We start from the raw sequence: 13,071 nt of genomic DNA on the forward strand, positions 1-13,071 counted from the left end.
TTTGATCATCTGTGCAGGTCGGGGGCGGAAAGCCGGGAACGAGGTGATCCCGTACCCTCAGGACACGGCGCCCGCCGGATGTCCGGCGAGGTAGGGCTTGCGATGGCTGGCCTCGGAGACGAGGCGTGAACGGGACGGAGCGCAGATGACCACGGCGGAGGACAGGACGTCGTCGCGAGGCCGTCCCGAACGGGCGCTCTACGCCTCCCAGCGCCAGCAAGCCCTGCTGCAGACGGTGCGCACCACCGGCCGCGTCGAAGCCGCGGAGGCCGCCCAGGAACTCAAGGTCTCCCGGGAGGCCATCCGCAAGGACCTCATCGAACTCGAGCGCCTCGGACTGCTGCGGCGGGTCCACGGGGGCGCCATCGCCGTGGACGAGCTGTCCTTCGAGCCCGCGGTCAGCGCCCGAACCGAATTCATGGACGAGAAGCGCCGAATCGCCCGCGCCGCGATCGACGAACTGCCCAGGGAAGGATCGGTCTTCATCGACGCCGGGTCGACGACGGCCGGCCTGGCCGAGCTCTTCCCGACCGATCGCGACCTGACCGTGTTCACCAACCAGTTGCCGATCGCGGTGACCCTCGTGGCCCGCCCGCGGCTCACCGTGCACACCTTGGGCGGGCGGGTGCGCAGCCGTACGCTCGCGGAAGTGGACAACTGGGCTGTGCGTGCCCTCAGCGAACTCCGCGTCGACGTCGCGTTCCTCGGGACCAACGGCCTATCGCTGGAGCGCGGCCTCACCACCCCCGATGAGTCGGAGGCGACGGTGAAGCGCTTGATGTACGGCGCCGCGCGCCGCCGGATCCTGCTCACCGACCACAGCAAGATCGGTCACATCAGCACCCTGAAGTACGCGGACCTGTCCGACGTCGATCTACTCATCACCGACGACGGAGTCGACGAGCAGGACCTGAAGAAGCTCACCGACGCCGGCCTTGCCGTACGTTGCGTCTGACCGCCATCCCTAGAGGAGCCTCGCCTGCGGCTGAAAGCAGCCTTCGGCGGCACCTGGCTTCTCATCAATACGGGACGGCCCAACCGAGGGTAACGGGACTGTCTTCCGGCAGACTCGCGCCTGGTAGCCGTCTTACCGCCGCAGCGCCGTCGCAATGGTGTCGGTGATCGGCGTGGTCGGGCGGCCGATCAGGCGGGACAGGTCGCCGCTGGTACCGGCCAGCTCACCCTTTGCGATGCACGCGTCCGCGTCCGCCATGATGTCGGCGTACATCTTCGGCACCCCCGCGCTGACCAGGATGTCGATGTACGCCTCCGGGGAGACCGGAGTGTAGGTGATCTCCTTGCCGGTCTGCCCGCTCACCTCCGCGGCGTACTCGGCGTGGCTCCACGCGGCGTCGCCGCCCAGCTCATACGTCTTGTTCTGGTGACCCTCGCCGGTCAGCACGGCGACGGCTCCGGCCGCGTAGTCCGCGCGGGTGGCGGAGGCGATGCGGCCCTCGCCGGCGGCTTGGACGATGGCACCGTGCTCGAGGACCTGAGGGAGCTGATCGGCGATCAGATCGCTGTACCAGTTGTTGCGCAGCAGAACGTAGGGCACGCCGGACTCCAGGAGCACCTTCTCGGTGCCGCGGTGAGCCTCGGCGAGGTGCGCCTTCAGGGTGCCGGTGGCGCTGGTGTAGGCCAGGAGCGCGACCCCGGCGGCCTTTGCGGCATCGATGACGACCTTGTGCTGTGCGACGCGGTCCTGCCCTATCTCGCTGCTGGAGATGAGCAGCACCCTGTCGCCGGCGGAGAAGAGGCCATCGAACGTCTCGGGGAGGTTGTAGTCGGCGATCGCGATCTTGACGCCGCGGGTGGCGAGGTCGGCGGCCTTGTCCTTGTCGCGCACGACTGCGGTGATCTGGTCGGCCGGCGCCTTGCCCAGCAGACCCTCGATGACGAAACCGCCGAGTTGGCCGGTGGCGCCGGTAACGACGAAGCTCATGGTCAGGCAACTCCTTTGAGTGGTTTTGACACCGACCCTAAAAGCTTTCGTCACTCTGTGTGAGTACGGACATTGAAGTAAGGTACTGACATGGCCGTTAGTACCGCAGGGGCCGGCACGGCAGCCGACGAGAATGTCGACACCGGCGGCATGTGCCCGTCCCGCCTGGTCATGGAGCACGTCACCAGCCGCTGGGCCGTCCTCATCCTGATCCGGCTCTTGGAGCGACCCCACCGATTCGGCGAGCTGCGCCGGTCCATCCGCTCCATTGGCCAGATCAGCGAAAAAATGCTCGCCCGGACCCTGCAGACCCTGGAGCGAGACGGCTTCGTCCACCGCGACGCCAAGCCGGTGGTCCCGCCTCACGTCGACTATTCCCTGACGGAACTGGGGCACGAGGCCGCTGAGCAGATCCGCATGCTGGCGCTGTGGAGCCACGACCGGATGCATCAGGTGCAAAAGTCGCGGGAGATGTACGACGCGGCGAAAGGACGGCCCTGAGCCCTCCGGGGACGGGCATCGAGTACATCCCGGGTCGTAGGGGAGTCAACTCCCGGTCGTAGCATCGGCGGCGCCAGATTCGGACCGTCGTCTGTCGTTCCGCGCGTGCATGCTCCGTAGCGTGAGGGCAGCCAGCAGGACCGAGCCAGCATTCCGGGAAACCTCATGATCAAAGCACACGCCCTGACCAAACGATATGGCGAGAAGATCGCTGTCCAAGATCTCACTTTCACCGTCCGCCCCGGCGCCGTGACCGGATTTCTGGGCCCGAATGGGGCCGGAAAGTCCACCACGATGCGCCTGATCCTGGGCCTTGACGCGCCGACATCGGGCTCGGTGAGCGTCAACGGCAAGCGCTATGCCGATCACCCGGCCCCTCTGCGCGAGGTGGGCGCGATGCTGGAGGCCCGGGCGATCCACCCAGGGCGCACCGCCTTCCACCATCTGCTCGCGCTGGCCGCCACCACGGGGATACCGCGCCGCCGGGTCGAGGAGGTGATCGACATCGTCGGGCTGGGTTCGGTGGCACGTAAACGAGCGGGCGCGTTCTCACTCGGTATGGGGCAGCGGCTGGGCGTCGCGGGCGCGCTGTTGGGTGATCCGGGGACGCTGATCCTGGACGAGCCGGTCAACGGCCTGGATCCCGAGGGCATCCGCTGGATGCGAAAGCTGCTGAGGTCGCTTGCCGCCGAGGGCCGTACGGTGCTGGTCTCCTCGCACCTGATGACCGAAATGGCGATGACGGCCGAGCACCTGGTCGTGATCGGCCGGGGGCGGCTGATCGCGGACACGACGGTGGGGGAGTTCACCCGGCAGGCCGGCGCGGGCACCGTGGTCGTCCGGCCGTGGGCCGGGGCGGACGCCGCGCACCTGCGCACGCTGCTGGCCGGGCCTGGCGTCTCGGTGGTGTCGGAGGAGCGCGGGGCCCTGGAGGTCACGGGACTGCCGAGCGAGCGGATCGGCCGGATCGCCGCCGACCACGCGATCGCGCTCGCCGAACTGACCCCGGTGCAGACGTCGCTGGAGGAGGCGTTCATGGAGCTGACCAAGAACGCGGTGGAGTACGGGGCACCGCAGGCGGCCGCGGGGAGTGCGGCATGAACACGATCGGCACGGTCGGCGTCGCCGGCCATGGACAGGTCACGCTGGCCCGGGTCGTCCGCTGCGAGTGGATCAAGTTGCGGACCCTGCGCTCGATCGGCTTGACGTTGCTCGCCGCCGTCGCCTCGGTCATCGGCTTGGGACTGATCCTGACAGGGGTGACGGCGAACCGGTGGTCGAACATGTCGGCGGCCGATCGGGCGAGCCTCAACCCGACCCAGCTCAGCGTCGGAGGCTACTACCTGGCGGTGTTCGTCATCGGGGTCCTGGGCGTGCTGGTGACCAGCAGCGAGTATTCAACGGGGACGATCCGGGCGACGCTGTCGGCGGTGCCGAAGCGGCTGCCGGTGCTGGGGGCCAAGGCCGCGGTATTCGCCGCGGTGACATGGGTGCTGATGACGGCCGCCGCGCTGGTGGCGTTCCTGGCCGGGCAGGCGGTGCTGGGCGACCACGGTACGACGCTGGGCGAGCCGGGCGTGCTGCGGATCGTCCTCGGCGTCGGCCTGAACCTGACGGTGACAGGGCTGCTGAGCGTGGGCCTGGGCATGCTCGTGCGGAGCACGGCGGGCGGCATCGCGGCCGTCTTCGGGCTGCTGCTGGTGATGCCGGCGATGGCGGACCTACTGCCGGCGTCCCTGGCCAATCACATCAACCAGTACCTGCCGAGCAACGCGGCCATGGCGCTGCTGGAGCAGCACCGGGAGGCGCATACCCTGGCGCCGTGGACCGGATTCGCCGTCTTCTGCCTGTATGCGATCCTGGCGCTGGTGGGGGCGGCACTGGTGCTCAAACGTCGGGACGCGTGATGCCTCCGCGGGGGTGGCGCGGGTGGCAGGGGCTGCGGACGGCCGCAGCCCGGCACCCCTTCCTGGTAGACGGGGCGCTCGCGGCCCTGTTGCTGGTGCCCGGCGCGGATGCGCTGCCGCACCAGATCACCTCGGATCCCGTGCTGCTCCCGCTCAAGCTCACCCTGGTGATTCCCCTGGTGTGGCGCCGGCGGGCGCCGCTGACGGTGTTCGGTGTGATCGCGGCCGCCGCGTTCGCGCAGTGGGTCGTGGGAGTCCGCCCGATCGTCGCAGACGTCGCGTTGCTGATCGCCCTCTACACGGTCGCCGCCCAGCGGCCCCGGCAGCAGACCCTGCTGGCCGGTGCTGTGCTGGAGTCGGGGATACTGCTCGGCACCCTGCGATGGGCGCCACAGCACAAGCTCCTGCACTTTTTCGTCTCGCTCAGCGCGATGGCACTGGCCGCCGCCGTCGCGGGCGTCAACATCCGTACCCGGCGCGCCTACCTGTCCTCCCTGGAGGACCGAGCGATACGCCTCGAGCACGAGCGCGACCAGCAGGCCCGGCTCGCGGCTGCTGGCGAACGGTCCAGGATCGCCCGCGAGATGCACGACATCGTTACCCACAACCTCTCCGTCATGGTCGCCCTGGCCGACGCCGCCGTCATCGCCCAGCACCATGACCCCGGCAAGGCCGCTGCTGCGATGCACCAGATATCCGGCAGCGGGCGTCAGGCCCTCACCGACATGCGCCGCTTCCTCGGCCTGCTCCGCGACGACGAGCCGGACGCACTGCGGCACCCCATGCCGGGCCTCGCCCAGCTCGACACCCTGGCCGAGCATGTGCGCGCGGCCGGCCTCCCGGTCCGGCTGGAGATGACGGGCGATGTGGCGACGCCGCCCGCCGCTGCCCAGCTCACCGTTTACCGGCTCGTCCAGGAAGCACTCACCAACACCCTCAAACACACCCCGCCCGGCACTTCGGCGCAGGTCCGGCTGCGATGCTCGTCCGATGCGATAGATCTGACGATCACCGACAACGGACCGTACACGCCTAAACCGGCGGCCGCCGCGCCGGGACACGGCATCCACGGCATGCGGGAACGCGCGGCGGCGTACGGCGGTGAACTGGAGGTCGGTCCGGTGAGTGCCCAAGGCGGCTGGCGTGTGGTGGCACGCCTAGACCTGGCGGAGGCACGGGCGTGACGACGAGCCAGACGATCCGTGTGCTGCTGGTGGATGACGAGCCGCTCCTGCGGATGGCGTTCACCATCGTCCTTGACGCGCAGGCCGACATGGCGGTGGCCGGCGAGGCGGGCGACGGCGCCACGGCGCTCCGGCTGGCCCGTGAGCTGCAGCCGGACGTGGTCCTGATGGACGTGCGGATGCCGGGCATGGACGGCATCGAGGCGACTGCGTCCATCGTCGCGGACTGCCCGAAGACTCGGGTGCTGATCCTGACCACCTTCGACCTGGACGAGTACGCCTTCGCCGGCCTCAAAGCAGGCGCGTCGGGCTTCCTGCTGAAAAACGCGCTGCCGGAGGAACTGCTGGCCGCGATCCGCTGCGTCGCGGCAGGCGACGCGGTGGTGGCACCCCGCATCACCCGCAGGCTGCTGGACACCTTCGCCCACCAGCTGCCCGGCACGGAAAAGGCCGACCCGCGCCTTGAGCGCCTGACGATCCGCGAGCGAGAGGTCCTCACCGAGATCGCCCGGGGGCGGTCCAACACAGAGATCGCCGCCTCCCTGCACTTGGCGGAGGCGACCGTGAAGACCCATCTGACCCGCATCCTGGTCAAACTCGAGCTGCGAGATCGAGTGCAGGCCGTGGTGTTCGCCTATGAGACGGGCGTAGCCCGCGCCAACGGCGTGTGACCGTGTCGTAGACGAACCATCGCGGCCAACCCGCCCCCTGCGTCACCGTCTAGCCTTCATGCTGCGCCCCGCCTGAGGACTGTGGCCCATCAGGAACGGCGACGGCGGCGTTGCGTAATGCCTGGACGAGCTTGGGTGAGCGGGCGGCCAGCAGCATCAAGGGCTCGTTGATGTACCGCCATGCGGTAGAGGTGGGACACCCCGAGCCTTGCGCCGGGCTCGGTGAACGTCTCCCCTTTTCACAGGTAGACCAGCACCATCAGCGCCCGCATGCCCCGGTGTCAATCCCCTGAAAGCGTGAAGACGGTGTTATGCCACTTCGGCCCTGAGCTGGGCCATTGAGGCCTTCCGCTGTTCTGCCATCTGCTGTTCGTAGGTGATCGGGGCGAGCCCGTCGTTGGCGCTGTGTCTCCTGCTGGTGTTGTAGAAGTCGGCGATCCAGGTCGCGACCTTGATGCGTGCCTCGGCCCGGGTGGCCAGGCGGTGCCGGTGGACGAACTCGACCTTGAGCGTGGAGTTGAACGCCTCGGCAGCGGCGTTGTCCAGGGCGCACCCGACCCGTCCCATCGACTGCACCACCCCCAGCGCCCGGCAGGCCGCCGCCGTGCGGGCGGCGTTGTACTCCGACCCGCGATCGGTGTGAAAGATGACCCCGTCCACGTTCCCGCCGCGCGCGGCGGCCGCCATCTGCAACGAGGCCACCACCAGCGCCGCGTCATGATGGGCCGACATCGCATGTCCCAGCATCCGGCGGGAGAACAGGTCCTCCACCGTCGCCAGGTAGAGCGGCCCCTGGTCGGTGTCGATCTGGGTGACGTCCCCGCACCACAGCACGTCCGGCGCCACCGCGGTGAACTTCCGGCGCACCAGATCAGGCGCGGCCGGCCGCCGTCCCGGACGGGTCAGCGACCGTCTCTTCTTGGGCGCACGCCCGGCCAGGCCCAGCTCAGCCATCCGCGCCGCGACGGTGTTGACCGACACCTTCCAGCCCGCCTCCCGCAGCCCATCGGTGATCCGCGGTGATCCGTAGGTGCCGCCCGAGGCGGTGAACAGCCGTTTGATCCCCTCGTCCAGCCGGGCGCGCCGCTGCTCGCGTGCGGTGGGCTTGCGGTTGATCCACTTGTAGAACCAGGACTGCGAGACCTCCAGGGCCCGGCAGGTGATCGCATGCGGGATACCGAACGTGGTCCTGCAGGACGCGATGAACTCCGCCACGATCACCGGTTCATCGAGTCCTTCACCCACAGGACCACCGATCGCTTGAGCAGGTCACGCTCCATCTCAAGCTCGGCGCGGTCCTTCTCCCACTGCGCGCGCTCGGCCCGCAACCGGGCCAGCTCCTCGCGTTCGGACTCGCCCAGCCGGTCACCAGCTGCCTGGTCCTGCTGGCGGTCGTTCTTCACCCAGTTGTGCAGCGTGTACGGGCTGATCCCCAGATCCCGCGCGACCTGCGCCACAGGCTTCCCGGTCTCCTTGACGATCCGCACGGCACCCGCCCGGAACTCCGGATCGAACCGGCGTTTCTTGTCTCCCACGACCCAACCATCTCTCTGGTTCAGGTCTCCACGCTACGAGGGGAAGCGCACGTCGGTTGACGGAATCGGCTGCCAGCCGGGGCGATCAGCGGGGAAGGGCGCGGCCTCGGGCTGCGGGTGTCCTCCTTGACGAGACACGTGAGACGGGATGTTTGCGGCGGGGACCGGGTTTCTGGCCGTCCGCCCGAGGGCCGCACCGTTCACCGGTGATCTCGACTGGCACCCATGAAGCACCGCCGAACAGGCCTGAATTCACAGTCAGCCGACATCCTTGATCAAGACTTGGGCCGCTCAGAGGGACGATTCGCCCACCTGAGAGCCTCAGCGAGCCCCGAGCTGGCAGGTGTTTCCGGCTTCCTCGGCGTCGGCATGGATATGAGTGCCGGGTCATGATCCGGTCTGCCGTTCTTGGCCGGATCATGACCCGGCCGATCATGAAAACCGAGCCCCTCGGCGGTGCTTTATCGGTGCACGGGGATCGGGTGGCCGTCTCGGGTCACCCAGCACATGAACCACACACCGTCCGACCCGAACCACCCGCCCACCAGCAACAACCGGCCTCCTGGCGAGCGGCGTATGGTCCCGCTGACCGTCTGGCTGTGCTCGGAGCCTCGCAGCGAGGAACTGCCGCCCCGGTCGAACGCCTGCTCGAACCGAGAGAAGTCCGCTACCGCAATCTGCCTCCAGCACCGCCAGACCATCGGGCGCGAACTGGCTCAGCACCTGATCAGCACCTGCACCAGCGAAGGTGCACTGGTCGCCGAAGGCTTCACCACCAGCGAAGCCACCCTGATCGCGGCCGCCGAACTCGACCGCCGTGCCATCGCGCTGGTCCCGCACTTCCCGCTCGCCCAGCACATCGGCAACCGGCTCCGCGCCACCCTCGACCAGCGGCAACTGACGCGGGTGCAGATGCGCCCTGTCCGGCCCGATCAGATGGCCAAGGGCTTGGCCGATCACCTCGGCCACGTCTCCCTGGTCATTGGTGCCCCTCCGCCGTACGAGACCGGCGGCCATAATCCGAGGCGAGTTTCAGGAACGGGCTGCCCGGCGTGCCGGGCCGACCTGTGGATGCTCTCCAACGAGCAACTCGGGCTGTTCATGGCATCGGCATGGCGAGTGCTGGCTCCCGGTGGTGTCCTGGCGATGATCACGACGGCCCGCCACCAGGCCGGACGCCTCATCGACCCGGCACCGCGCATCATCCGCCACGCCCAGAGCCTGGGATTCCGTTACGCCCAGCACGTCATCGCGCTGCGCGTCCCGATCGAGGGCGACGCACTGGTCGTGCAGGCCGGCCCCACCGACCTCGCGCAACTCCGCGACACCCGCTCCAGCGCCCTTCCGCCCACGGTCGGCGTCCACGCCACGGTGTCCCTGTTCAGCAAACCCCAAGAACCCGCGAGTTCGCCTGGTCCCAACGGCTCCGGGAGGGCCCGATGAGCCGCGAAGACCTCTCCCACACCCTGGCGCTGCCGTCGGTGCTGGCGACTGGTCAGCGCCCGTCCCGGCTGCAGCGCCACGGCCGCTACACGCCCGAGTCGATGCGCCACCCCGGCAAGATGCTGCCCGCCATAGCCGCCACCGTCATCGAGGCCTTCACCCGCCCCGGTGACCTGGTCGTCGACCCGATGTGCGGAATCGGCACCACCCTGGTCGAGGCCATCCACCGCGGTCGTAACGCTGCCGGGATGGAGTACGAGCCTGACTTCGTCCACCTCACGCTGGGCAACCTGCGGTACGCCCACTCCCAGGGAGCGGTCGGTCGGCCGCAAGTGGCGTGTGGCGACGCCCACAACATCGCCACCATCTACCGTGCCCTGCGCGGCCGAGCAGCCCTCGTGCTCACCTCACCGCCCTACGGGTCCCGCACCCACGGGCACATTCGCTCCAGTCGCGACAACGGCGGCAGAAAGATCGCCAAACGCCATCACCGCTACTCCACCGACCGCGGCAACCTCGCCCACCAGCCCCTGACCGGCCTCCTGACCGGGTTCGGGCAGATCCTGGCAGGCAGCGCCGCCTTGCTGCGTCCGGGCGGTGTCATCGTCGTGACCATCCGTCCGATCCGTGTCCACGGAGAGCTCATCGACCTGCCCGGCCAGGTCGTCGACACCGCCCACCAGCACGGCCTAGCCCTCACAGGCCGGCACGCCGCTCTGCTCGCCGGGCTTCGCAACGGCGGCCTGGCCAATCGGGCCTCCTTCTTCCAGATGCTCGAAACCCGCCGTGCCCGCGACCGAGGCATCCCCGCCTGCGCCACCGCCCACGAAGACCTCCTGATCTTCCAACGCGCCACCGACCTGCCGGAGGAGGGCCGATGAACCAGCACCTACACCGCAACCGACCGACAGGTGATCGGGTCCTGGACATGCTGGCCATCCTCCAGTTGGGCCTGTGCGGCCGCTGCGGCCGCGCCCGCTACGCCACCCGCCGCACCGCCCGCCACGCTGCCCGCATCGCCGCCCCTGGCGTCCGGCTGCGCGCCTACGGGTGCGGCGACGCCTGGCACCTGACCAACCCGGCGGGACGCCCGCAGTACATCGCCCCGCCGGTCACCCTCGCTCAACGGTCTAATGCGGCGCGGGGGAGCCTTGACCATCGGCGGCCAGGCGAGCGTCGATACGGGCGCTCCGGCCCGAACGCACCCGCCCGCCCACGAGGCGGCGTGTGGACGCCCGCTGGCCGGAGCGGTTCCGATCCGCTGGAGGACGCCCGTGATCCCCGAACCTGCGACGACGCGACCTTGTGGCAGCTCGACGGCCGCCACCCGGCCACGCGCGTTGCCGGGGGCTGGCGGTGAAGCCCGGGCTGACTCCGGCGGAGATCCGTTCGCTGCCGGTCACCATCGACCTGGTCACAGCAGGACGCGCGTTCGGTGTTGGACGCACCAAGGCCTACCAGCTCGCCCGCACCGGGCAGTTTCCCTGCAAGGTGCTGCGGGTCGGCCACAACTACCGGGTGTCCACCGCCGACCTGCTGGCCGCCATCGGCCTCAGCCCCACCGCTCCCGAACAGGACGACCACGCGTGGGTGAACCGGCAGCCTCCACAAGACCCCGAAGAGGACTGAATGGCTGCACAGGGAAGCACGTTCAAGGTGTGCGGATGCCGCGACCAGGAGGGTCGGCTGCTGGGCAGGAAGTGCCCGAAACTGTGGCGCGGCAACGGCCGGTGGAGCAGCACCCACGGCAGTTGGAGCTACCAGCTCGAACTGCCGCCCACCGCGGCGGGCACCCGGCGCAGCCCGCTGCGCCGGAGCGGGTTCGTCAACCAGGACGCCGCCGGAGAGGAGATGGGCACCGCCAAGGAACTCCTGGCCATCGGCGCTGACGAGACCGCCCGGGTGCAGATCGCCGATCTGATCGTGTCCACCGTCCGAGCGACCAAGACGCTGCCGAACCCCGAGGACGTACGCCGCAAAGTCCGCACCGGCCACGACCTGTCGCGCTCCATCACCGTAGGCGAGTACCTGGAGGAGTGGCTGAACGGACGCAAAAGCCTCCGCGAAGGCACCCGCCGCTCCTACGCCGACCACATCAACCTCTACTTCAAACCGCAGCTGGGTCACATCCTGCTGGAACGCCTCCGCGTCACCGACGTCGACCGGGTCTTCGACGCCATCGACGAACTCAACGACCTCATCACCGCCGCCCGCGAGTCCGGCGACATCAGACTGCGCGCCAAGGTCAAAGGCCGCCGGGTGGTCGGCCCGGCCACCAAACAACGCATCCGCGCCACCCTGCGGTCCGCGCTGAACAAGGCGATCAAGCAACGCCTCATCGAGATCAACGTCGCCTCGCTGGTCGAGCTACCGTCCGGGAAAGCGCCCAAGGCGCTGGTGTGGACCGACGAACGCATCACCCAATGGGAACGTGACTTCGCCGCCCACATCCAGACGATGAACGCCCGCCGCAGGCGGCAGGCCAAGCTCGAACCGCACAAGCGGATCGGGGGGAACATCAACCGGCTGGACGCCTACATAGGCGCCCCACGCCCATCTCGGGTGATGGTGTGGACCCCGGCCCTGACCAACAAGTTCCTGAACCGGGCCCGACGCCATCGCCTCTACGCGCAGTACCACCTGATCGCTTTCCGTGGGCTGCGGCGCGGTGAATCCTGCGGCCTGCGCTGGACCGACGTCGACCTGGCCAATGGGACGGCGGCGATCCGCTGGCAGATCACCCAGATCGGCGTCGACACCTTCGAGGGCAAACCCAAATCCGAGGCAGGAGAGGCCACCATCAGCCTGGACTCCACCACCATCAAGGAGTTGCGCGCCCATAAGGCCCGGCAGAACGCCGAACGCCTCGCCGCCGGTGACCTCTGGAACGAAACCGGATTCGTCTTCACCACACCCACCGGCCGACCAGTGGACCCCAACGACGTCACCGAGCAGTTCGAGCAGTTGTCCATGGAGGCCGGGCTGCCACCGATCCGGCTGCACGACCTGCGGCACGGTGCCGCCACCTTCCTCCTGGCCGCCGGATACGACATGAAGGTCGTCCAGGAGACGTTGCGGCTGTCATCGATCGCCATCGCCTCCGACATCTACACCAGCGTCCTACCGCAGCTGTCGCGCCAGTCCGCCGAAGACGCCGCCGCCCTCGTCCTCAAGGCCAACAAACACCCAACGCGGCAGCCCGACGCAACCCTTACCCCACTGCCAGGGAGCGCCACGGCCCACGGTGCACACGACCTCGGCGGCGACACCGGGCAACCCGGCGACCGCGGCGCCGAGCCTCCGGGATCCGACACCGCCGTCGAGGCGTCCTGACGGCCGCGCGGTCCCGGCCGCAGGCCGGTCACCGACCGAAGTATCCGCGCAATGCGGCGATGCATGCCGACCGGCGAAGGGAATCGCGCGGGAACCGGCGACCGCATTCAGCGCGAACCCAGCCCGGCACCTGCCGCGGTTTCCGCGGCTGCGCGCGGGTGGGGTGCGGTCCGCCACGCTCTTTCGGGCTCATCCGGTGTGGGCGCGGGGCTCGCATCTGGCGCTTGCCGGGTGCGGGCCTGGCCACATCCGGGCGGTCCTTGTCTCCGGCATCCTGACCGCGATCACGCTGAGGATGCGCCTTGGAGGGTCCATGATCGGCAGGTCGCCCGGGTCGGGGGCGCCGGGCAGCAGGGGGCGACGGATCCGGCCGGTAGGGCTGGTTCGTCCCCACACTGACCACCCTGGTAGGACCTGATGGCGCCGAAGTGCTGATCCAGCCTCCGAACTGAAGGACGACGGCGGTCCCCAGGATGGCCGCCGCGCCGGTAAGCACCGGGAACACCCACCGACGATTGCTGCGCCGGTGGCGGTGCCGAGGACGGACCCGCCACG

Annotated in this window: 14 protein-coding genes and 1 pseudogene; 11 read left to right on the plus strand and 4 right to left on the minus strand. The window is 69.1% G+C overall.

From position 1 onward, the window contains the following. Positions 1-145 precede the first annotated feature (145 nt). Positions 146-955 carry a DeoR/GlpR family DNA-binding transcription regulator gene (locus tag ACQPZP_RS04760; RefSeq protein WP_433476410.1) on the plus strand — a complete coding sequence of 270 codons (810 nt, stop codon included), beginning with the start codon at positions 146-148 and terminating at the stop codon, positions 953-955. A gap of 132 nt (positions 956-1,087) precedes the next feature. On the opposite strand, the gene ACQPZP_RS04765 is transcribed toward ACQPZP_RS04760, so the two are convergent. Then, positions 1,088-1,942: an SDR family oxidoreductase gene (locus ACQPZP_RS04765; protein ID WP_433476411.1), complete on the minus strand. Its 855-nt coding sequence runs from the start codon at positions 1,940-1,942 to the stop codon at positions 1,088-1,090. Positions 1,943-2,032: 90 nt separating this feature from the next. Here ACQPZP_RS04765 and ACQPZP_RS04770 point away from each other — a divergent pair, with 90 nt between their 5' ends. The 5 genes from ACQPZP_RS04770 to ACQPZP_RS04790 all read left to right on the plus strand — a co-directional run bounded on the left by ACQPZP_RS04770 (position 2,033) and on the right by ACQPZP_RS04790 (position 6,205). Then, on the plus strand, positions 2,033-2,443 hold the full coding sequence (locus ACQPZP_RS04770) for a winged helix-turn-helix transcriptional regulator (RefSeq protein WP_433476412.1): 411 nt from the start codon (positions 2,033-2,035) through the stop codon (positions 2,441-2,443). A gap of 165 nt (positions 2,444-2,608) precedes the next feature. Then, on the plus strand, positions 2,609-3,544 hold the full coding sequence (locus ACQPZP_RS04775; protein ID WP_433476413.1) for an ATP-binding cassette domain-containing protein: 936 nt from the start codon (positions 2,609-2,611) through the stop codon (positions 3,542-3,544). Then, complete coding sequence (locus ACQPZP_RS04780) at positions 3,541-4,350, plus strand: ABC transporter permease (RefSeq protein WP_433476414.1); 810 nt, start codon at positions 3,541-3,543, stop codon at positions 4,348-4,350. The genes ACQPZP_RS04775 and ACQPZP_RS04780 overlap by 4 nt, the downstream gene beginning before the upstream one ends. After that, on the plus strand, positions 4,350-5,534 hold the full coding sequence (locus tag ACQPZP_RS04785) for a sensor histidine kinase (RefSeq protein WP_433476415.1): 1,185 nt from the start codon (positions 4,350-4,352) through the stop codon (positions 5,532-5,534). The genes ACQPZP_RS04780 and ACQPZP_RS04785 overlap by 1 nt, the downstream gene beginning before the upstream one ends. After that, positions 5,531-6,205 (plus strand): response regulator, encoded by a 675-nt coding sequence (locus ACQPZP_RS04790; protein WP_433476416.1) that lies wholly within the window; start codon positions 5,531-5,533, stop codon positions 6,203-6,205. Before ACQPZP_RS04785 ends, ACQPZP_RS04790 begins: the two co-directional genes overlap by 4 nt. A gap of 106 nt (positions 6,206-6,311) precedes the next feature. On the opposite strand, the pseudogene ACQPZP_RS04795 reads toward ACQPZP_RS04790, so the two are convergent. From ACQPZP_RS04795 to ACQPZP_RS04805, 3 genes and pseudogenes are all read right to left on the minus strand, one after another. Then, positions 6,312-6,480, minus strand: a pseudogene (locus ACQPZP_RS04795) (helix-turn-helix domain-containing protein); the annotation flags it as partial. 34 nt (positions 6,481-6,514) lie between these two features. Further along, positions 6,515-7,426, minus strand: coding sequence for an IS3 family transposase (locus ACQPZP_RS04800; protein ID WP_433476417.1), 912 nt, complete (start codon positions 7,424-7,426; stop codon positions 6,515-6,517). Next, on the minus strand, positions 7,423-7,740 hold the full coding sequence (locus ACQPZP_RS04805; protein ID WP_433476418.1) for a transposase: 318 nt from the start codon (positions 7,738-7,740) through the stop codon (positions 7,423-7,425). Before ACQPZP_RS04805 ends, ACQPZP_RS04800 begins: the two co-directional genes overlap by 4 nt. Positions 7,741-8,247: 507 nt before the next feature. Here ACQPZP_RS04805 and ACQPZP_RS04810 point away from each other — a divergent pair. From ACQPZP_RS04810 to ACQPZP_RS04830, 5 genes are read left to right on the plus strand one after another with little or no spacing between them, the layout of a single operon-like run. Beyond that, the gene (locus ACQPZP_RS04810; protein WP_433476419.1) at positions 8,248-9,183 is read left to right on the plus strand and encodes a hypothetical protein; all 936 of its coding nucleotides are present in this window, start codon (positions 8,248-8,250) and stop codon (positions 9,181-9,183) included. Continuing rightward, a complete protein-coding gene (locus ACQPZP_RS04815; RefSeq protein ID WP_433476420.1) occupies positions 9,180-10,064 on the plus strand; it encodes a TRM11 family SAM-dependent methyltransferase in 885 nt (294 codons plus the stop codon). The genes ACQPZP_RS04810 and ACQPZP_RS04815 overlap by 4 nt, the downstream gene beginning before the upstream one ends. Continuing rightward, positions 10,061-10,543 (plus strand): hypothetical protein, encoded by a 483-nt coding sequence (locus ACQPZP_RS04820; protein WP_433476421.1) that lies wholly within the window; start codon positions 10,061-10,063, stop codon positions 10,541-10,543. Before ACQPZP_RS04815 ends, ACQPZP_RS04820 begins: the two co-directional genes overlap by 4 nt. Beyond that, the gene (locus ACQPZP_RS04825) at positions 10,540-10,812 is read left to right on the plus strand and encodes a DNA-binding protein (protein ID WP_433476422.1); all 273 of its coding nucleotides are present in this window, start codon (positions 10,540-10,542) and stop codon (positions 10,810-10,812) included. Before ACQPZP_RS04820 ends, ACQPZP_RS04825 begins: the two co-directional genes overlap by 4 nt. Continuing rightward, the gene (locus tag ACQPZP_RS04830) at positions 10,813-12,516 is read left to right on the plus strand and encodes a tyrosine-type recombinase/integrase (RefSeq protein WP_433476423.1); all 1,704 of its coding nucleotides are present in this window, start codon (positions 10,813-10,815) and stop codon (positions 12,514-12,516) included. The last annotated feature ends 555 nt before the right edge of the window (positions 12,517-13,071 follow it).

Origin of the sequence: Spirillospora sp. CA-142024, assembly GCF_050942325.1 — a bacterium.
Taxonomy (GTDB): Bacteria; Actinomycetota; Actinomycetes; order Streptosporangiales; family Streptosporangiaceae; genus Spirillospora.